10 protein-coding genes and 1 pseudogene are annotated in these 19,107 nt (G+C 67.2%); all 11 read right to left on the reverse strand.

Going from position 1 to position 19,107, the window contains the following annotated elements:
- Positions 1-15 precede the first annotated feature (15 nt).
- The gene (locus LGR64_RS13630) at positions 16-2,562 is read right to left on the reverse strand and encodes a TonB-dependent siderophore receptor (protein WP_230355742.1); all 2,547 of its coding nucleotides are present in this window, start codon (positions 2,560-2,562) and stop codon (positions 16-18) included.
- Between the two features lie 163 nt (positions 2,563-2,725).
- The gene (locus LGR64_RS13635) at positions 2,726-3,736 is read right to left on the reverse strand and encodes a FecR domain-containing protein (RefSeq protein ID WP_230355744.1); all 1,011 of its coding nucleotides are present in this window, start codon (positions 3,734-3,736) and stop codon (positions 2,726-2,728) included.
- The gene (locus LGR64_RS13640) at positions 3,733-4,242 is read right to left on the reverse strand and encodes a sigma-70 family RNA polymerase sigma factor (RefSeq protein ID WP_047470604.1); all 510 of its coding nucleotides are present in this window, start codon (positions 4,240-4,242) and stop codon (positions 3,733-3,735) included. The genes LGR64_RS13635 and LGR64_RS13640 overlap by 4 nt, the downstream gene beginning before the upstream one ends.
- Positions 4,243-4,485: 243 nt before the next feature.
- Positions 4,486-5,424: pseudogene (locus LGR64_RS13645) on the reverse strand (hypothetical protein); the annotation flags it as partial.
- Positions 5,388-10,460 (reverse strand): DUF6765 family protein, encoded by a 5,073-nt coding sequence (locus tag LGR64_RS13650; RefSeq protein ID WP_268868951.1) that lies wholly within the window; start codon positions 10,458-10,460, stop codon positions 5,388-5,390. The pseudogene LGR64_RS13645 and the gene LGR64_RS13650, both read right to left, overlap by 37 nt.
- 232 nt (positions 10,461-10,692) lie before the next feature.
- The gene (gene fhuE / locus LGR64_RS13655; protein WP_230355749.1) at positions 10,693-13,227 is read right to left on the reverse strand and encodes a ferric-rhodotorulic acid/ferric-coprogen receptor FhuE; all 2,535 of its coding nucleotides are present in this window, start codon (positions 13,225-13,227) and stop codon (positions 10,693-10,695) included.
- Between the two features lie 123 nt (positions 13,228-13,350).
- Positions 13,351-14,334: a FecR domain-containing protein gene (locus LGR64_RS13660; protein ID WP_141833192.1), complete on the reverse strand. Its 984-nt coding sequence runs from the start codon at positions 14,332-14,334 to the stop codon at positions 13,351-13,353.
- A 5-nt stretch (positions 14,335-14,339) separates the two neighbouring features.
- Positions 14,340-14,822: a sigma-70 family RNA polymerase sigma factor gene (locus LGR64_RS13665; protein ID WP_016450750.1), complete on the reverse strand. Its 483-nt coding sequence runs from the start codon at positions 14,820-14,822 to the stop codon at positions 14,340-14,342.
- Between the two features lie 126 nt (positions 14,823-14,948).
- Positions 14,949-17,435, reverse strand: coding sequence for a TonB-dependent siderophore receptor (locus LGR64_RS13670; RefSeq protein ID WP_199136273.1), 2,487 nt, complete (start codon positions 17,433-17,435; stop codon positions 14,949-14,951).
- 89 nt (positions 17,436-17,524) lie between these two features.
- On the reverse strand, positions 17,525-18,538 hold the full coding sequence (locus LGR64_RS13675; RefSeq protein ID WP_230355751.1) for a FecR domain-containing protein: 1,014 nt from the start codon (positions 18,536-18,538) through the stop codon (positions 17,525-17,527).
- Positions 18,517-19,023: a sigma-70 family RNA polymerase sigma factor gene (locus LGR64_RS13680; RefSeq protein WP_012205109.1), complete on the reverse strand. Its 507-nt coding sequence runs from the start codon at positions 19,021-19,023 to the stop codon at positions 18,517-18,519. Before LGR64_RS13680 ends, LGR64_RS13675 begins: the two co-directional genes overlap by 22 nt.
- Positions 19,024-19,107: the final 84 nt, after the last annotated feature.

Genomic DNA, 19,107 nt, shown 5'->3' on the forward strand with positions numbered 1-19,107 from the left:
CCTGCGCCGCCGTCCTCAGAAGCTGCCGCGCAGCGTGAGCATGGCGTGGCGCGGTGCGCCATACAGGTTGTTGCTGAACGTTGTGCCCAAGGTCTGGTAGTAGGTCTTGTCGAGCAGGTTGTTGATGTTCAGCGTGACCGTCCAGCGCGGGTCGATGCGGTACTGCACCATGGCATTCCAAAGCGCGTAGCCGCCCTGCGTGAAGTCAAAGGGCACGGACGTGCCCGCCGCCGACAGCGCCGTGCCGCTGACGTAGTGCGTGCTCTGGATCTGGGCGCTGCCGCCCACTTTCCAGCGCGACAGCTCGCCCGGCAGCGTATAGGCCGTGGACAGCTTGAACAGGTGGCGCGGCGTGATGCTGCTGTAGGTCTTTTCGGTGCTGCGGTCGCGGGTGTTGTTGAAGGTGTAGCCCGCTGCCAGCTGCCAGCCGGGCTGCAGCTCGCCGCCCAGCTCCATGTCGAAGCCCCGGCTGGTGACCTTGCCCTGTGCCAGGTAGCAGCAGTTGCCGCCCCAGCGGCTGTTGCTGGTCTCGTAGCGCGGGTCCACCACGGCCGTGCCCGTGCGCTCCACATTGAAGACGCTGAAGGTGGCGTTCAGCCGCCCGTCCATCAGCTCGCCCTTGAGGCCGGCCTCGTAGCTGGCGCCCTTGACCGGCGGCAGCGAGGTGCCCGGCGCCGGGCCGGCCATGCTCAGCGCCTGCGGCTTGAAGATGGACGAATAGCTGGCATAGGCCGACCACTGGCTGTTCAGGTCATAGATCACCCCGCCATAGGGCGTGATCTTGGTGGGTTCCTTGAACGGCGTGTTCGACCAGGGCGTGCGGTTTCCCTGCGCATCCAGGTTCCAGATCGACTGCTGGAAGTCGTAGCGGCTGGCGCGCGCACCCAGGATGAGGTGCAGCCTGTCCGTGGGATGCAGGCGCAGCACGCCATAGCCGCCCATCTGCTTTTGGCCCCAGGGGCCGTAGCGGGTGTTGAAGTAGGTTTCCGTGGGCGGCGTCCAGATGCTGGGAGCAAACGGATTGCTGGCCACGGTGCCGCTGCCAGTGAAATTGGCGCTTTGCCAGAAGCTTTCCACGCGCTGCCAGTCCGCGCCCAGCAGCAATTCATGCGTGCGGCCCATGAGCTGGAAGGGACCGCCCAGGCTCAGGTCCACCACCTCCTGCGTATTGCCGGACTGGATGTGGCCGCCGCGCCAGACCGCACCCGCCAGGGTCTGCGGGTTGATGGCGCCGCCCATGTAGACCCAGAAGCGGTCCAGCTCGGTCTCCACGCGCGAGACGTTGAGCTTGGCCTTCCAGCGGTTGTCGAACTTGTGCTCGAGCTGGGCGAACAGCTCCTTGGTCTCGTAGTCGTAATAGGCCCAGGGCTGGGTGAAGTTGGTGTGGCGCGGCAGGCCCAGGCTGCTGCCGTCGGCAAAGCGCGGCAGGCCGGCATAGTCGCCGTTCTCATGGGTCTTTCCGTAGCTGCCGCCCACGGTCAGCAGGGTGTCGGGCGTGAGGTCCGCCTCCAGCACGCCGTAGAGCGAGGGCTTTTCGCTGCTGCGCAGGTCCATGTAGGAGTCGCCCTTGTGGTAGGACAGCACGGCGCGGCCGCGCACGCGGCCGTCGTCGGCCAGCGGCGCGCTGGCATCGAGCTCCACGCCGCGCCGGCTCCAGGAGCCGGCCGACAGCGCGGCCTTGAACTGCCGCTGGGCCAGCGGCTTCTTGCGCACCAGGTTGATGATGCCGCCCGGATCGCCCACGCCGCCCAGCAGGCCCGAGGCGCCGCGCATGACTTCGACGCGGTCGTAGAAGGCCATGTCCTGCTGCGGCGAATAGGTGTAGGCGCCCAAAGCCAGCGGCGCGCCGCCGTCGATCTGCATGCTGGTGATCTGAAAGCCCCGCGAATAGAAGTCGCCCACGGTATTGGCCACGACCACGCCGGGCGTGAGCTTGAGGGCCTCGGTCACATCGGTCACGCGCTGGTCGTCGAGCTGTTCGCGTGTGACCACCGATACCGACTGCGCAATCTCGCGGAACGACTGGTCCGTCTTGGAGGCAATGCTGGTCACGCGGCTGGTGTAGGAGCCCGTGCCTTCGGTCGTGCCGTCACCGGCGCGGCGCGCGGCCACGCGCACCTCGGCCAGCGACACCGCGCGCGGGGCAACGTCTGGCGCCCGGGCATCGGGCACGGCGCGCTGGCGCAGCACATAGCCGCCTTGCGGCTGCACCGCCGCCTCCAGCCCCGTGCCCTGCAGCAGCGCGGCCAGGCCGGCCTGCGCGGTGTGGCTGCCCTGCAGCCCCGGGCTGCGCAGGCCCTGGACCTGGTCCTGGGTGAAGGACAGCAGCAAACCCGAGTCGCGCCCGAATCGGTTGAGCGCGTCCTCCAGCGTGCCCGCCGGAATCTGGTAGCTGCGTGTGGGTGCTGTGGCGGCCGTGGTGTTGACGGACGGCGAAGGCGCTTGCGCCCACAGGTTGCTGCCCAGCCCCGCGCAGGCCAATGCCAGCAACAGGCCACGGGACGGGACGACGGAGGGGCGCAAGGCGCAGGGAAAGCGCCGGGGCGCTGAGGGATATGCCATGGTGTGCGAAGGATTGGGCCTGGAAGGAAAAGACAAACGGATGGATGGACGAATCGATGGGCGGGCCCGGCATGGCAAGCCCCCCTCTTTCTCCATGTCCCGCGAGTTCTCGAAACAGACCACCCCGGGCGCAGATTTCTTCAAAAAACTGCGCAGACCCCCCTCAAGCCCCTGACACCTTCTTGCCCACAATCACCTCGCGCCGGCCCCACCAGCGCGTCATGGAGCGCAGCTCCAGTCCCGGCAGCGCACCGATCACGGCCAGCACGCGCGGCACATCGGCCAGCGGATAGGTGCCTGAGATGCGCAGGTTGGCCACTTCGGGCTCGCAGGCCAGGGCCGCATCGCTGTACGGCTGCAGCGCCTCCAGCATCCGGGCCAGCGGCATGCCGCGCGCCACCAGCATGCCCTCGGTCCAGGCGGTGCTGTCCTCGTGCACGGCGGTGGCTGGCGAGACGCCATCGGCCCGCAGCGTGGCCTGCTCGCCCGCCCTGAGCACCAGCACACTGTGGCCGGCCAGCCGGGGGGTCAGGCGCACGGCACCCTCGAACACACCCACCTGGAAATCACCATCCGCGAGCGCACGCACGGAAAACCGCGTCCCCAGGGCCAGCGCCTCGCCCGCAGTGGTCTGCACGGCAAAGGGCCGGGCGGGCTGCTCTGTGTCCTTGGCCGTGGTGACCAGCACCTCGCCCTGCAGCAGGCGCAGGCGGCGGTGCCGCCGGCTGTATTCGATGTCCAGCGCGCTGGCGCCGTTGAGCACGATCTGCGTGCCGTCCGGCAACGCCATCTGCCGACGCTCGCCCCGCGCCGTGCGTGCATCGGCCACCCAGCCCTGCCAGTGCAGGCGCTGCTCCAGCTGCCAGGCAATGCCGGCACCAAAGGCCGCAACGGCCAGGGACCGGATCACGCGCCGGCGAGCGGAACCACGCGGAGCCAGCGCAGCCCGGGCTATCGGTGATTGCGGCGGCGCCACCAGCCCAGCCAGCCGCTGGTTGACTGCAGTGATGCGCTGCCAGGCCTGCTCGTGCAGCGGATCGGCCGCGCGCCAGGCCTGCCAGGCTTGCCATTCGCGGGCCAACTCATCGGACAGCTGGCCATCCTGGTGCTTCAGCCACCACTCAATGGCGCTGCGCGCCACCTCGGGCGGCAGGCCGGCTCCCGGCGCCGTCATGCATCCACCGCGAAATAGCAGTGCATGCCCGCCTGCACCAGGTAGCGCTTGACGGTGGTCAGCGACAGGCCCAGCTCGCGCGCAATGTCGGCCTGCTTCATGCCGTCCAGCTGGGCCATCAGAAAGGCCCGCCGCACGGGGGCAGGCAGGCCGTCGAGCATGCGGTCGATCTCGTCCAGCGCCTCCAGCAGCAGCGCGCGCTCCTCGGGCGAGATGGCAAAGGACTGCGGCGCCTGGGCCAGCGCCTCCAGATACGCGCGCTCCAGTTGCTGGCGCCGGTAGTGGTTGGCCAGCACGCGCTGCGCCACCGTGGTCAGAAAGGCGCGCGGCTCACGCGCCTGCACAGGCTCGTCGCGCGCCAGCAGGCGCACGAAGGTGTCGTGCGCCAGATCGGCCGCCTGGTGCACATCGCCCAGCTTCTTGCGCAGCCAGCCCTGCAGCCAGCCGTGGTGGTCGGTGTAGAGCGTGGCGACTTCGCGGTGAAGGGAGGTTTCGGCGGCTGGCATGGCGCGGGAGGAGGAATGCGTGGGCGGCTGGCCCGAAATATGAGATCAATTCTCATTTGCATTCTAACGGTTGGACTGCGCTGCGTTGCCACGGTGATGCCGACCCAGCCCCCATCACCTGCCGCCCTGCGAGGTGTTGCCGCTCTCAGCCGTGGTACTGGCCGCATCCTTGCGCACCGGCAATGCGACCTGCTCGAACACATTGCCCTCGATCACTACGCCTTTGGACTCCAGCAGGTTGATGCCGGCCTGGGGTTCCTCTTCCTTCTTCCTGAACAGCCCGCTGCGCTTCACGATGAAGCGGTTGTTGCGGATGATGGAACCATCGGCATCGCGCAGCTTGAGGATGGCGGGCAACGGGGCCTTGTCTCGCAGGTCCATGTGCACGATGAAGGTATTGCCCTCCACCAGCGAGCGCGGGCCGTACAGGTAGACGGCGGTGCGGCCATCGACCTCGATGGTGTTGTTGCGCACCACGTTGTCGGAGCCCGCCATGATGATGGCGCGGCCGCCGGATTTGATTTGGAGGTTTTCTGCTGTGTAGAAGGTGGGTGGGGTGTAGTTCCAGGGGATTTCGTTGAACTCCTTGATTTTGATATTCCAGTCGGTTGTTTGCGTGACTGGAAAATCCTCAGTCAATTCTTTTATTCTTTTCCACGCAGAAATATTGGGTGCCATATCCACACCCAAACCCCTTGGTCCAGGGGTTTCTATTTTTCCATGATGCACACGTAGGAATGCTAGATTTTTCCCAAGGAGACCAACTCCACGAGTATTCTCAAAAGGTGCTCCTGAAATTTCATGGCCTTGCAAATCCAAGTCGGCATTTGTGTTTTTGTAAAAGGTTAAAACACTTCCTCTGCCAATTTCATCGGTGGGAGATCCTCGAATACTCCAATCTATTAAATCTCTAACTTTTCTTTGAGTAAAATTATGCACTACGCAATGGCGACCCGAGCCTTCAAATGCCTCCTTGATTGATATATATCCACCTGTGTATCTCACTGCTTTGCAGCCTGAAGGCAAGGGTGTTTCTCTGATATTTTTTGCATTTTGGATTTTCATTCCATCACCTGATTCGTGAGTGTCCAAAGTGTCTACTGCATATGCATGAGGTTGCAGTACCAATAAAAAAGAGACCATGGTTAAACGGACTTGCATATAGGACTTCTTGGCAAACATACTCCAGGATAATTTTTCTCTTGACCAGCGAGTCCGCCAAGATATTTCTCCCTGTTCTTCTTGGCGGTTTCTTCGTTATATTGATCTAGGTCCTTTTCAGAGAAATTTATCTTGGCATCAGTAGAAACGCTTTTGTCTTTTTCAGGTTTTATTTTTCCATCTTGGATATATTTATTAATCGTCTCTTGAAGCATGCCAATTTTAGCTGGTGAGTTGCCACCACTTTCGCGAATTGCATTGAATCTCTCCAGCACTTTCTCTATCTCTTTAAAACTGACCGCCGGCTTAGCCCCATACCGCGTCAAAAACTCATAAACCGCCTTCTCCCCTTGCAGCGATCGATACTCCCGCTTGTCCCAATAAGGCACCTCTGGGTCAGGCATATTCCCCAGTATTGGCATGTCCTCGTCATAGGTGTAATCCGGCTCGGACCCCGCAAGCCCATGCCCTATGCCCAGCTTCACGCTGATGGCATCGAACGGCCGGTTGTCCTTGTCCCGGTGGCTGAAGGTGTCCAGGTAAGAGTGCAGGAATTCGCCCAGGAACTGGTATTCGGCACAGGGCTGGGCCGGGTTGCCCAGCCGGCTGGCGTTGAGCAGGTTGTTCAGTTGCGGGCTCAGATTGCCCACCACGCTGTTGACGTTGTCGTTGGCGTACTGGGGCAGCGTGGTGCCCTTGTCGTCGGACAGCGTGAAGTGGTACCACAGCAGTTGCCGGTGGTTCTTGAAGATCGAGCCCACCGTGGTGAGGGTGTTGGCATCGTCCAGCGGCTTGGTGATGGGGTTGTCATCCACGTACTGCGAAGCCAGCGCCGTGATGCGCGCAGGTTCGTAGTCCAGGCCGGCGGCCAGGGCCAGGAAGAAGACCATGTAGTAGTGCATGTCCTCCTGGTACAGCCCCGTGGGGTCGATGCGGTTGAGCGGGTCGCCGCCGGCATACAGGTAGGTATCGGGCCCGTCCGGGTAGCCCAGCGGGTCCGGCTGCAGGTAGCGGCCGCTGGCCGGGTCGTAGCTGCGGTGCCAGTTGTCGTGCAGGCCGCTTTCCTCGTCGAAGTACTGGCCCGGCAGGCGCAGGTTGAGCACGGCCTGCTGCCGGGGCAGGCTTGTGTGGCCGGCCTGATGCATGGCCGGCGCTCCCCAGGGCGTCTGGCGGGCACGCCAGACCACGCGCTGGCCTGCGTCCGTCATGGCCTGCGGACTGCCCCGGTGGTCGTTGTGGATGTGCAGCATGCGCGCCTTGCCGCTGGCGTTGTCCCGGTTGTGCGCGGATTCCAGCTTGGCGATGGGCAGGGTGCGAGTCCCCTCGCTCAGGTACAGGTACTGGCTGGTGATGCGGCCTTCGCCATCCATTTCCGCGACGAGCCGGTTGTCCTGCCACAAGTAGTGGCTGTGCATTTGCCTGTCGCCCTGATGCACGGTCTTGCCCACGCGCTGGCCCAGGCTGTTGTAGCGGTAGCTGGCGATGGGCCGGTCCTGGTGGTCGCTGATGCTGTGGAGCTGTCCTGCTTCGGTGTAGGTGTAGCGGTGCAATGCGTCCTGGACGGTGCGGCCCTGGCTGTCGCGCTGCACGGGCGCTGGTGCTGACGGTGCGTTGTCCTGCACCAGCCTGCCGAAGCCCTGGTAGCGGTAGTCGGTCTTTTGCAGGCCGGCTGGTGGCCCCTCCTGCTCGATGGCGCGGATGCGCGGGCCCGCGCCGTAGCGGTAACGCTGGCTGAGGATGGGTGCGCTGCCTTGCGATGTGCCTTGTGATGTGCCTTGTGATGTGCCTTGTGATGTGCCTTGTGATGTGCCTTGCCCGGTGGTCTGCTGCGTGAGGCGCCCGGCAATGTCGTATTGGCGCGAGGTGGCCAGGCCATTGCCTGCCGTGTAGTGCTGCAGGCCGTTGAAGGCGTCTGTTTGGATGTCGCCGACCACCGTCTGCGCGGGCAGCAGGCGTTCGAGCAAGCCTGTGGCGCCGGCGCCCAGCCAGTTGTCACTGGCCTGCAGCAGGCCGGCCACCCAGGCGCTTTGCAGTTGCAGCCCTTGCACGCTGGCGCTTTCGCTGGCGGGGCCGCGCCGGGTGACGAGCACGCGGCCATCGGCCAGGGTGCGGCTGTGGACCCGGCCGTCCGGGCCATAGCGCGTGGCAGTGCGGTAGGTATGCTCGGCCTGGCCGTCGGGCGTGGCCAGCGCAATGGTGCGTGTCACGGGGCGGCCCAGGGCGTCGTATTCGATGGACTCGCGCTGCCAGTTGCTGTCGATGGTCTGCAGCAGCCGGCCCTGGTAGTGCAGCCGGGTTTGCGAGGAAGAGCGACGATCTGCGCCGGGCGCCGCTTCGTAGCGCTTGGCCAGCAGACGCCCGCTGGGGGCGTACTGGTAGTGGGTGCTGCTGCCGTCGGCGCGGGTGTGCACCAGCAATTGATCGGCTTCGTTGTAGCGCGCGCTTTGGCGGCCATGATCGGCAAGCTGAAGCCAGACGGTGCGGCCGAAGTCGTCGTGCAGGGCCTGGCGGCGTTCGGCGGGTTGGGCTCCCTGGGAAGCAGTGGTTTGGTGTCCGATGTCCTGGGGTGCTGTCGGCACATCGGAGGAGCCTTGCAGAGCCAGCCGCACCGCCCCATCGGGCGTTTGCGACAGGCTGGCATGGAGACTGCCGTTGTTCAACCAGCGCGTGCGGGTGTCGTCGCCATCGGTGTGCTGGAGCAATTCGCCCGCGTCGCCGTAGGTGTAGCTGTCCAGGCGCCCATCGGGCAGCAGGCGGTGGCTCAGGCGCCCTTGCGCATTCCAGCCATAGTAGGCCGCACGTTCGGGGAGGTCCTGGCCTTCGCGGTACAGGCCCAGCCGCGTGATGCGGCCTTCGCTGTCGCGTTCGATCTGGCCCCGGTTGCCCAGGCCATCGAGCCTAGCCTGGGTGCTGCCCTGGTAGTTCCAGGTGGTGCTGAGGCCAGCCGTGTCGATGGCCTGGCTGGGGCGGCCCAGGGCGTCGTGGCGGATGCGGTATGGATTCAGGCTCAGCCGGCTGCTGTCGCGGGGCTGGCCGTCGGCGTCCAGCAGCCAGCCGCTGGTAGTGATTTCTTCGGCCTGCAGGGCGTTGGCGGACAGGGGGCTGTAGCGTATCTGGCGCTGAAGGCGCCGCACGCCGTCGTCTTCGGTGCGGGTCGTGATGCGCCCGGCCTTGTCATGCTCCAGCGCAACGGCGGTGCCATCGGGCTGCAGCACGCGCGTGACGTGGCTGCCGCTGCGGTCCCAGCGCAGCCGCGTGAGGTCGTTCTGCGCCGGGCTTCCGTCGTCATAGCCTGCCAGCGAGGTGGGCAGCGGCCCGTCGATGTCCACCAGCACGCTGCGGCCGTTGATCTCGGTGTAGCGGTAGCGCGTGCTGCGTTCGATGGGCGTGGCGCCGTCCGCATTGCCTGCGGGCTGGCCCTGGGCATCCAATGGGCTGAAGCCCGTCTCCGTGATCTGCAGCGGCTGGCGGCTGCTGTTGTAGCGGATGTGGATCTGGTGTTCGCGCCCGGGCACGACGCTGGGCCGGGCGATGAGTTCGGGCGCGTATTGCTTCCAGGGTTCCTTGCCGTAGCCGTAGCGCACCCGCAGCTGCGGGGCCCGGGCTTGGCCTTGTGTGTAGGGAATGCGGTACACGGCCAGCGGGCGGCCGAAGGGGTCCAGGTCCGTGCGCGTGCCTTCCAGCGGGCGGCCTGCGGGATCGAGCCGCGTGGCTTCGGTCAGGCGCCCTTGCGCGTCGTACCGGTAGCGCATGTCACCGGGGCCACAACTGGCGCAGCCCGGGCCGCGCACTTCAAGCAATCGCCATTGCCCGCCTATGGTGTCGTAGTGGTAGGTGGTTGTTTGCCCGATGCTGTTGGTGAGGGTGTTCTTCCAGGGCTGGCTGAGGTCCAGGGTGACTTTTTCCTGCTGGCTGTCCGGCGGGCCGCGCACGCTCAAGGTGGCGCGGCCGTTGTCGCCGTAGGCGTAGCTGGCGATGCGCTCGTCCATGGGCTTGCCGTCGCTGCCCTGGCCCTGGACGCTGATGCCGGTGAGCAAGGTGGGGTGGCGCGGGTCCTCATAGTGGTAGTGGCGCTGGACCGGGGCTTGGCCATCGGCCGACGGGAGGCTGACCTGCACGAGGCTGGCGTTCAGCTTGGCCTGGGGCTGGGTGCTGCCGGGCAACGGTGCGCTGCCGTGGCGGTAGTCGATGCGGCCCAGCGGAGTGTCGATGGCCTGCACGCCGGTGAAGCTGCCCTCGCCCAAAGATTGGGCGTAGTGCAGGCGCAGGCTGCGGCCCTGCGGGTCGGTGACCTTGAGCAGGCGGTTGCCCTTGGCGTTGTAGTCCAGTCGGACCTGTTCGCCCGAGGGCAGGCTGATGCGGGTCAGGCGCCCCCGGTGGTTGAAGCGCAATTCGCGCCCGTCCATCCATTGCCAGGTGTAGTGCCGTTCCTGGCCGGGCTTGGTTTCCTTGGTGCCCTTTGTATCCGGGCCTTCGATGCGCACGATGCCGTTGCCCGGCTGCTCGCTGGCGCACAGGCTGGGGTGCTCGCGCAGCTTGCTGAAGATGATGCGGGTGCCGTCGGCCTGCACGATCTGCAGGTTGGTGGGGTGGTCGTACAGGCGGGCCTCGTAGCTGAGCAGCCAGCCGCGGCCGAGCAGGCCTGGCGGCACGTAGGCCCGGCTGTAGCTGCTGTTGTAGTGGCGCACGACTTCCAGGCCGAGCAGGCCGGGCAAGGCGGGCATGTCCACTTCGCGCTGGTATTTGTTGCCGTTGATGAGGTGGATAGGGTTGCCGGCGCCCTGGTGGGTGCTGCTGGAGTTGCCCTGGGTGGCGGGGCCGGCGCCGCCGCAGGGGCTGCCGCCGGGCGTGGGGGTGCAGGTGCCGCCGCCCGAGCCGCCACCGCCGAGGTCGATGCCGCCGCCCGTGCTGGGGGCGCAGCTTTGCACGGTGGGGTCGCATTTGCTGGAGCCGCCGCCCAGGTTGGGGGCGGCAGTCGCCAGGGTGGGCGTGGCCTGGGCCAGCAGTGCGGCGAGGCATAGCAAGGCGCTGCACAGCAGCGTGTGCCGTGGGTGCATGTGAGTTTCTCCCTCGGGATTTCTAGGAATCTCGGGCAGGAGGCGGCCATGCGTCTGGCGGGGAGCTGGTGGAGGCAAGCCTGTGTCCGGGTTGCCGGTCAATCTAGGCAGCTGCGGCGTGCTTGTCTCTAGGAATAGTCTGTTTCTGAGGCCCAAAGGGAGGAATGGGTCGGAAAAGGGGCCGGCGTGGGGTTGTGGCGCAACGTAATGCGCCCCGCCCCAACGCAACCACTCAGAACTTGTAGTTCAGCACCGCCATGGCCTGGCGCGGCGTGCCGAACTGGCCCTGGCCGTCGATGTTGACGTAGTACTTCTTGTTGAAGAGGTTGTTCAGGTTCAGCTGCAGCGAGAGCCTGGGGCTGAAGGCATAGCGCGCCATGAGGCTGGCGGTGGCGAAGGATTTCTGCTCGAAGACCAGGTCATTGCCCGCCACGAAGACGCTGGCGCGGGTGCGGCTTTGCCATTGCAGGCCGCCGCCCACGGTGAGCTGATTCCATCCACCGGGCAGGCGGTAGGAAGTGAACAGCTGGGCCTGGGTCTTGGGCGCCCAGGCGTTGATGGACAGGCCCTGGGCGTCACGCGCGACGGTGTGGGCAATGCCGGCCGACAGGTTCCAGCCCGTGGCCAGCTCTCCCGAGACCTGGGCCTCGAAGCCCTTGCTGGTCACGCCCTTGGCGCCGTAGTAGGCGAAGTCGGTGGTGCCGGGTACGACCTGGCCTTCGTCCAGCTGGGCCACGTTGTCCTGCTGGATGCGGAAGACGGACAGGGAGCTGTTGAGCCTGCCGTCCAGGTGCTCGCCCTTGATGCCGATCTCGAAACTCTTGCCCGCCACGGGGTCCAGGTAGCTGCCGCCACGGTCGCGGTAGTTCTGGGGCTGGAAGATGTCGGTGTAGCTGGCATAGGCGGAGAAGCCTTCGCTCAGGTCCAGCACCAGGCCTGCGTAGGGGATGAAGACGTTGTGGTCGCGCACCTCGCTGAGGCTGCGCACCTTCCAGCTGCTCTGGCGCCCGCCCACGATGAGCTTGACCGGATCGGCCAGCGACAGGCGCAGCGCGCCGTACAGCGCATCCTGGCGCGTGTGGTCCAGGCTGCTGGTGGTCAGCGGCCCCCAGGTGGGCTCGGCATAGGAGCCGTCCCATTGGTAGTAGTTGCCCACGTCCTGCAGGGGGCTGGTGCGCGCATGGCCGGCCTTGTGCTCGCGGGCACGGCTGCTGCTCAGGCCCACCACGGCCTCATGGCGGCGCCCGCCCAGTTCCCAGCCGCCCGTCACCTGCAGGTCGGCGCTGTTTTGCTGGAAGCTGTATTCGGAGTAGTTGGGCAGGGCGGCCATGCCCAGGCCGGTGGTGATGTCGGGCTGGCGCATGAGGTACAGCAGCTTGGCGTCGTAGGCGCTGTCGCGGTGCACGAAGTTGGCCTTGAGCTTCCAGTCGTTGCCAAAGCGGTGCTGCAGGTTGGCGAAGATGTTTTTGTTGGTGCTGTTCCAGCGCGTCCAGTTCGCGGCCGTGGTCTTGGAGGTGCTCCAGTCGGCTGGCATGCCGTTCGTGAAGACCAGCGGCAGGCCGCCCCAGGTCGAGCCGGTGGGCCGGTTGGACTGGTAGTCGGCGCCCACGCTGAGCGTGGTGTCGGGCGTGAGGTCGGCATCGATCACGCCGTAGAAGACCTGCTTGCGCGCGTGGTAGAGATCCACATGGGAGTCGCGCTCTTCGGCCATGCCGGCGACGCGTGCGCGGATGCGGCCGTCCTGCGTCAGCGGCATGGACAGGTCCACCGTGCCGCGATGGTGGTTCCACGAGCCCACGCTGGCCGAGGCCGAGCCCGTGAACACCTTGCTGTTGGCGTGCTTGCGCACCATGTTGATGGAGGCCGACGGATTGCCCGCGCCCGTGAGCAGACCCGTGGCGCCGCGCACCACTTCGACGCGGTCATAGATGGTGGTATCGGTGCCCGAGTCACCGTAGAACGACAGGCCGATGGAGGTGGGCACGCCGTCGTACTGCAGGTTGTCCACGTAGAAGCCGCGCGAGTAGAAGTCCGAGCGGTCGCTGTCCGAGCTGACGACATGGATGCCGGTGACGCTGCGCATGGCGTCGTTGAGCGAGAGCAGGCCCTGGTCCTCGATCTGCTGGCGCGTGAGCACGCTGACGGACTGCGGCGTGTCGCGCAGCGACAGGCTCAGGCCCGTGGCGGCCGCCGTGGCCGGCGTGGTGTAGGAGCCCGAGCCTTCGGTGGTGGGGCTGGCCTGGGCCGAGGCCGTGACCAGCACGGTCCTGAGTGTCTGGGAGGACCCCGTGCCTGCCGCACCCGCAGCACCCGCCGCGCCGGAGGCGGCCGGCACCACAGGCATCTCGCGCAGGGTGTAGCCGCCACCGGCCGAGCGCACGGCCGCCAGCGGCGTGCCCAGCAAGGCGCGGTCCAGCGCCTGCTCCACGGTGAAGCGCCCGCTCACGCCGCCGCTGCGCAAGCCTTCGGTGACGGCCGAGCCGAAGGTGACCAGCACGCCGGCCTCGCGCCCGAGCTGGTTGAGCACGCTTTCGAGCGGGCCGGCTGCAATGTCGTACTGGCGTTGCTGCGAAGCACCGGCAGCGGGCTGCGCCCAGGCCTGTGCCGGAGCCAGGGCGCCTGCGGCAGCCAGCCCCGCCAGCGTGCCCGCGCACAGCACCTGCAGCGCCAGCGCCACGGGCCGCAACGCCGGGGCTGCCTGGGATGGACGGACGGTGGGGGCGGCAGTCTGCCGCATGGAGTTCTGGCGCATGGTCTGAGGGCGCATGGAAAGGCCTTGTTGCAATGGTTGTAGAGAAGCGTTGGCGCACGCTGCGGTGCGCTCCTGTCTCTGTTGACAGCCATCGCCGGCAAATCAGCTCAAATTTTTTTCAGGAAAGTGCGAAGGCCTTCATGCCTTGTGCGGCACCGCAGGCCGCACCATCACCCAGTAGCGCGAGAAGGAGTGGATTTCCACGGGCAGCGAGGAAGTCAGCGCGGCCAGCACGCGGTCGGTGTCGGCCAGCGGATAGGCGCCGGAGACGTGCAGGCCGGCCACGGCCGGGTCGCAGCCCAGGCGCCCGCGCCGGTAGCGGCCCAGTTCGGCCAGGAAATCCTCCAGCCGCATGCGCGAGGCCACCAGCATGCCTTCGGCCCAGGCGCTGGCCGCCGTGTCCAGCGCGCCGGAGTGCACGGCCTGCTGGGCCGTGAACGTGCCCTGCTCTCCCGCATCGATGCGCTGCGCGGCATGCGGGGCATGCGCGGGCCGCAGTTGCACGGCGCCTTGCAGCACGCCCACTTCAACGCCGGACTCGCGCTCGCGCACCGTGAAGCGCGTGCCCAGGGCCTGAACAGCGCCCATGGCGGTCTGCACGATGAAGGGACGGTGCAGGCTGTCCGGCGCGGTCTGCACGAGGATTTCGCCACGCACCAGCTCCAGCACGCGCTCGGCCGCGCCGTAGCGCAGGTTGAGGGCGCTGCCGGTGTTGAGCACCACGCTGCCGCCGTCGGGCAGCGGCAGCCGGCGCTGCTCGCCCACGGCAGCCACCTGGTCGGCCGTCCAGCCGCGCCAGGCCTGCGAGCGCACGACGGCAGCGGAGCCCGCGCCCGAGACCAGCAGCACGGCCAGCGCCTGCACCGCACGGCGCCTGCCGGCCGAGCCGGGTGCGGCCAATGCGGCCCGCGCCAGCGGCATGGGAATGCCGGCCATCTGGCTGCCCATGGATTCGATGCGCTGCCAGGCGGCCTCATGCTCGGGGCTGGCCGCACGCCAGCGCTGCAGGCCATCGTGCTGCCGGGCCTGGGCCTTGCCGGAGTTCAGTTGCAGCCACCATTGCACGGCCTGGCGAGCCACTTCGGCAGAAATGGGGGAAGAAGCGGAAGGGAACGCCTGCATGCCGCCTACTCCGGGAAGAAGCAGCGCATGGCCGCCTTGGCCAGGTGGCGCTTGACCGTGGAGATGGAGATACCCAGCTCGGCAGCGATCTCGCCATGGCCGAGCCCTTCGAGCTGGGCCAGCAGGAAGGCCTGCTTGGCCAGCGCGGGCAAACGGCCCAGGCGGCGGTCTATCTCCACCAGGGTCTCCAGCACCATGAGCCGGACCTCGGGCGGCGGCGCCACGGGCTCGGGCATGGCGGCCAGGGCATCGAGATAGGCCTGCTCGATGGCGCGGCGCCGCACCTGGTTGATCAGCAGGTTGCGCGCAATGGTGGTCAGGTAGGCGCGCGGCTCCTGGAGCTGGTCCAGACCCTTGGCGCCCAGCACCTTGAGGAAGGTGCTCTGCGCCAGATCGGCCGCGTCGAAGGCATTGCCCACCTTCTTGCGCAGCCAGCCCTGCAGCCAGCCGTGGTGGGCCAGGTACAGGGATTCGACATGGGCGGACAAGGAAGGCGATGGGCTGGACACGCGGCGACCCGAGATTGAGAATAATTCTCAATTATAGGCAACTACGACCCTCTTGCGGCCCTGCTCTGCCGCCTGCTGCTGCAGACCGTTCCTCCTGGCCGTGTTTCAGAACTTGCCGCGCAGGGTGAGCGTCGCGCTGCGCGGTGCGCCGTAGACATTGCCCCAGGCCGGCGCGCCGATGGTCTGGTAGTAGGTCTTGTCGAACAGGTTGGCCACGCTCAGTGCCACGGACCAGTTGCGGTCGATCCGGTAGCCCAGGCGGGCAGACCACACGGCATAGGCTGGCTGCACGTCGGTGATGGCGCCCACCGCGCGCGAGCTGGCGGTCTGGAAGTTGACGCCGCCGCCCACGTTCCAGGCGCTCCATTCGCCCGGCAGGCGGTAGTCGCTCCAGACCCGCAGCATGTGCTTGGGCGTGTAGGTGCTGGCGAACTCCACGCCGGCATTGGAGGTGTTGTCCAGGTACTTGAAATGGCTGAAGGTATAGCCGGCAAACAGTTGCCAGCCGCGCGCCACCTCGCCGCTGATCTCGGCATCCAGCCCCTGGCTGCGGACCTTGCCCACGGAGACATAGCAGTAGGTGCTGGCCGAGCAGGGATTGACCAGGTCCTCTTCGGCGCGGTTCTTCTGGTCGATGCGGAACAGGGCCACGGCCGCATTCACCCTGCCGTCCAGCAATTCGCCCTTCATGCCCACTTCCAGATTGCGCCCCTTGATGGGTGCCAGCAGGTCGCCGGCCGCCGTCACGGCGTTCTGGGCCTGGAATATGTCGGAGTAGCTGGCATAGGCCGACCACTGGTCATTGAGCGCATAGACCAGGCCGCCATAGGGCGTGATGACGCCGCTTTCCTTGTACGGGTCGTTGTAGGCCTCGCCCGTGTTGCGGTAGTTGCTGCTGCCCGTGAAGCGGGTGACGCGGGCGCCGCCGATCAGGGTCAGCGCATCGGTGAGGCCCAGCCGCGCCACGCCGTAGGCGCCGGACTGGGTCATGCGGGTGCGGCTTTCATCGCCGCGATAGCGGTTGGCCAGGAATTCCGCGCGGGACGGCTCGCGGATGGCGGCGCTCGGGTCGAACACGTTGTTGGGCAGGCCCATGCGGATCAGCGAATAGTCGCTGTCGTTGACCATGCGGCCCGTGTTGGCACCAAAGCTCAGCGAATGCCGGCGGCCGAAGGCGTCGAATTTGCCGTCCACCGCCACGTCCAGGGTCTTGTTGTCGGTGGTGACATCGAACAGGCCGGCATACATCTCGTTGCCCGCCAGCGTGGCGGGATTGATCGCCCCCAGGGCAAAGGCGTACTTCATGTCGTGCTTTTCCCGGGTGTAGCCCGCCGTGGCCTTGACGGTCCAGTCCGCGTTGAAGCGGTGCTGCAGCTCGGCAAACAGCGATGTCTGCTCGCTGTCCCAGCGGTTCCAGTCCGCGCCCAGGAAGGTGGAGCGCGGCAGCCGCAGGTCTGCGCCGTCGGCATAGCGCGGCAGGCCCTGGAAGAACGGCGTGGAGCGCAGCCGCTCGTGGGTGGCGCCCACGGTCAGCCGGGTCTGGGAGCTGAGGTCGTACTCCAGCACGCCGTAGAGCACGCCGGTGCGGCTGCTGGCCACGTCGTAGAAATAGTCGCGGCTGTTGAGGCTGGCGACCACGCGCCCGCGCAGCGTGCCGGCCTCGTTGAGCGGGCCCGTGGCATCAATCTCGCTACGCAGGTTGTTCCAGGAGCCCACACTGGCCGATACCTCCAGCTGGCGCTCTGCCAGGGGGCGCTTGCGCACCATGTTGATGGCCGCGCTGGGGGAGCCCGCCCCCTGCAGCAGCCCCGTGGCACCGCGCACCACTTCCACGCGGTCCAGCGTGGCGGCGTTGCTGGTGAAGTTGTCGGCCTGCGGGTAGTAGAAGGCGCGGTTCACGCCATCGAACTGGTAGGTGTCCACGCGAAAGCCGCGCGAGTAGACATAGCGCCCGCCCATGGGGCTGTCGTACATGGTGATGCCCGTGGTGCTGGCCAGCACGTCGTCCACGGTGTTGAGGTTCTGGTCGTCCATGCGCTGGCGCGTGATCACGCTGATGGACTGGGGGATGTCCTTGATCGCCTGCTCGCCCTTGCCCACCGTGACCGCGCGGGCCACGTAGCTGCCCGTGCCTTCGCTGGTGGCGCTGCGCTCGGCGCGGGCCGTCACCTGCACTTCGTTCAGGACCGTGGTGGAACCGGCAGCAGCGCCGGCCGGTGCGGCCTGCCTGCGCAGCGTGTAGCTGCCATCGCTGCGCGCCACCATGTCCAGCCCGCTGCCGGCCAGCAGGCGCTGCAGCGCCTGCTGCGGCGCGTAGTGGCCGGACAGGGCCGGGCTGGTGAGCCCTTCGGTCAGCGCTGGATCGAAGGACAGCGAAATACCCGCCGCCGTGGCCACGCCGGCCAGCGTGCGGCCCAGCGGCCCGGGCGCGATCTGGTAGGCCTGGGCTGCGGGAGCGGGAGCAGGTACGGAAGCGGGGGCCGGTTCGGCCGCCTGCACGGCGCCTGCGGCCAATGCCATGCCCAGCAGGGCCAGGCGGGCGGCATGCGCCAGGGGATGGAAGACGGGATGCGGCATGGGTACGGCAGGCATGGAAATCGGTCCTTGGAGGCGGTGAAGAAAGAAGCTCTTTCCCCGTTGCCAGCCGAGATCCGAAAAAGTACCAGCCTGCCTTGATTTTTTTAGTTCCTGGCGACCACGGTGATCCAGTAGCCGCGCATGCGTGTCTGCACGTCGACGGGATAGGTGGATGCCAGCATGGTCAGCGTCCGGTCCGTATCGCCCAGCGGGAAGGAGCCGGACACGCGCAAGGCGCGCACCTCGGGCGCGCACTGCAGCAGGCCGGGCCGGTAGCGCGACAGTTCGGCGCAGAACGCGGCCAGCGGCATGGCGTCGGCCATCAGCATGCCGTGGGTCCAGGCCGTGGCCTCGGGCTGCAGGGGCTGGGGCGCGGTCACCTCCCCCGCTCGCAATACCGTTTGCTGACCGGCTTGAACGACCAGCGCCGGGCTGACGGCGCCGCGCAGCGTGACTTCCACGGCGCCCTCGGTCACGGCCAGGCGCACGGGGCCGCCGTCCGCCCGGTCGCCCTCCTGCCGCACGGTGAAGCGGGTGCCCAGCGCGCGCAGCCGGCCATGGGCGGTGTCCACGACAAAGGGGCGGCGCGGTGTGGCGGTATCGGCCGCCGTTTCTATGGAAATCGCGCCCTGGCGCAGGGTGAGCAGGCGCAGTGCGCCATCAAACCGGATGTCCACCGCGCTGGCCGTGTCCAGCAGGAGGCGGCTGCCATCGGCCAGATGCTCGGTGCGGCGCTCGCCGGTGGCGGTGCGCAGGTCGGCGCCCCAGCCGCGCTGGTCCGCCGCATACCAGGCTTGCCAGGCCAGCCAGCCTGCAGGCGCCACGGCCAGCAGCGCGGCCAGCCGGGCCACGGTGGCGCGGCGCTGGGCGCGGTGGCTTCGGGGCCGGTCCAGCGCCGGCATGGCCAGCGCTGCAGGCAGGCCGCCCAACTTGCCCAGCAGCCGCTCGGCGCGCTCCCAGGCCAGGGCATGCTGTGGGTCGGCCTGGCGCCAGCGTTCGCAGGCGGCGCGGTCGGCATCGGTGGCGCCGCTGTCGTGCAGGCGCATCAGCCATTCGGCGGCCTCGTCGAGCACGCGCGCTTGCAGGGGCGGCTCCATCACGCCATTGCCACCAGGCATTGGCGAAACGCCTGGGCCATGTAGCGCTTGACGCTGGTGAGCGAGACCTCCAGCTGCTGCGCGATGTCCTCGTACTTCATGCCGTCCAGCTGGGACAGCAAAAACGTGCGCCGCACGATGGGCGGCAGCGCGTCCAGCATGGCGTCTATCTCGTGCAGGGTCTCCAGCACCAGGGCGCGCTGCTCGGGCGACGGCGCCACGGGCTCGGGCAAGGCGGCCAGGGCTTCGAGGTAGGCGCGCTCCAGCGCCTGGCGCTTGTACCAGTTGACGAGCACGCCCTTGGCCACCGTGGTCAGGTAGGCACGCGGCTCCTGCACACCGGCCAGGTCGCGCACGCCCAGGATGCGCACGAAGGTGTCCTGCGCCAGGTCCGCCGCATCCGCCCCGTTGCCCAGCCTGCGGCGCAGCCAGCCCTGCAGCCAGCCATGGTGGGCGGTGTACAGGGAGGCGGCTTCTCGGTGCTGGGGGGTGGAGGCGGATGGCATGGCAGGTCCCGATTCCCTTGGGGGCGGGGCCCGCAATCAAACAAGAATCATTCTTATTCGATTGTATCCATGCCAGGGAGCGTG

Source organism: Delftia sp. Lp-1, assembly GCF_020523835.1.
Lineage (GTDB): Bacteria > Pseudomonadota > Gammaproteobacteria > Burkholderiales > Burkholderiaceae_C > Comamonas > Comamonas acidovorans.

Bases quoted from the DNA above. Each gene is read 5' to 3' on its own strand.
- LGR64_RS13630 (WP_230355742.1), bottom strand. From the start codon at position 2,562: ATGGCATATCCCTCAGCGCCCCGGCGCTTTCCCTGCGCCTTGCGCCCC.
- LGR64_RS13635 (WP_230355744.1), bottom strand. From the start codon at position 3,736: ATGACGGCGCCGGGAGCCGGCCTGCCGCCCGAGGTGGCGCGCAGCGCC.
- LGR64_RS13640 (WP_047470604.1), bottom strand. From the start codon at position 4,242: ATGCCAGCCGCCGAAACCTCCCTTCACCGCGAAGTCGCCACGCTCTAC.
- LGR64_RS13650 (WP_268868951.1), bottom strand. From the start codon at position 10,460: ATGCACCCACGGCACACGCTGCTGTGCAGCGCCTTGCTATGCCTCGCC.
- fhuE (WP_230355749.1), bottom strand. From the start codon at position 13,227: ATGCGCCCTCAGACCATGCGCCAGAACTCCATGCGGCAGACTGCCGCC.
- LGR64_RS13660 (WP_141833192.1), bottom strand. From the start codon at position 14,334: ATGCAGGCGTTCCCTTCCGCTTCTTCCCCCATTTCTGCCGAAGTGGCT.
- LGR64_RS13670 (WP_199136273.1), bottom strand. From the start codon at position 17,435: ATGCCTGCCGTACCCATGCCGCATCCCGTCTTCCATCCCCTGGCGCAT.
- LGR64_RS13675 (WP_230355751.1), bottom strand. From the start codon at position 18,538: ATGCCTGGTGGCAATGGCGTGATGGAGCCGCCCCTGCAAGCGCGCGTG.
- LGR64_RS13680 (WP_012205109.1), bottom strand. From the start codon at position 19,023: ATGCCATCCGCCTCCACCCCCCAGCACCGAGAAGCCGCCTCCCTGTAC.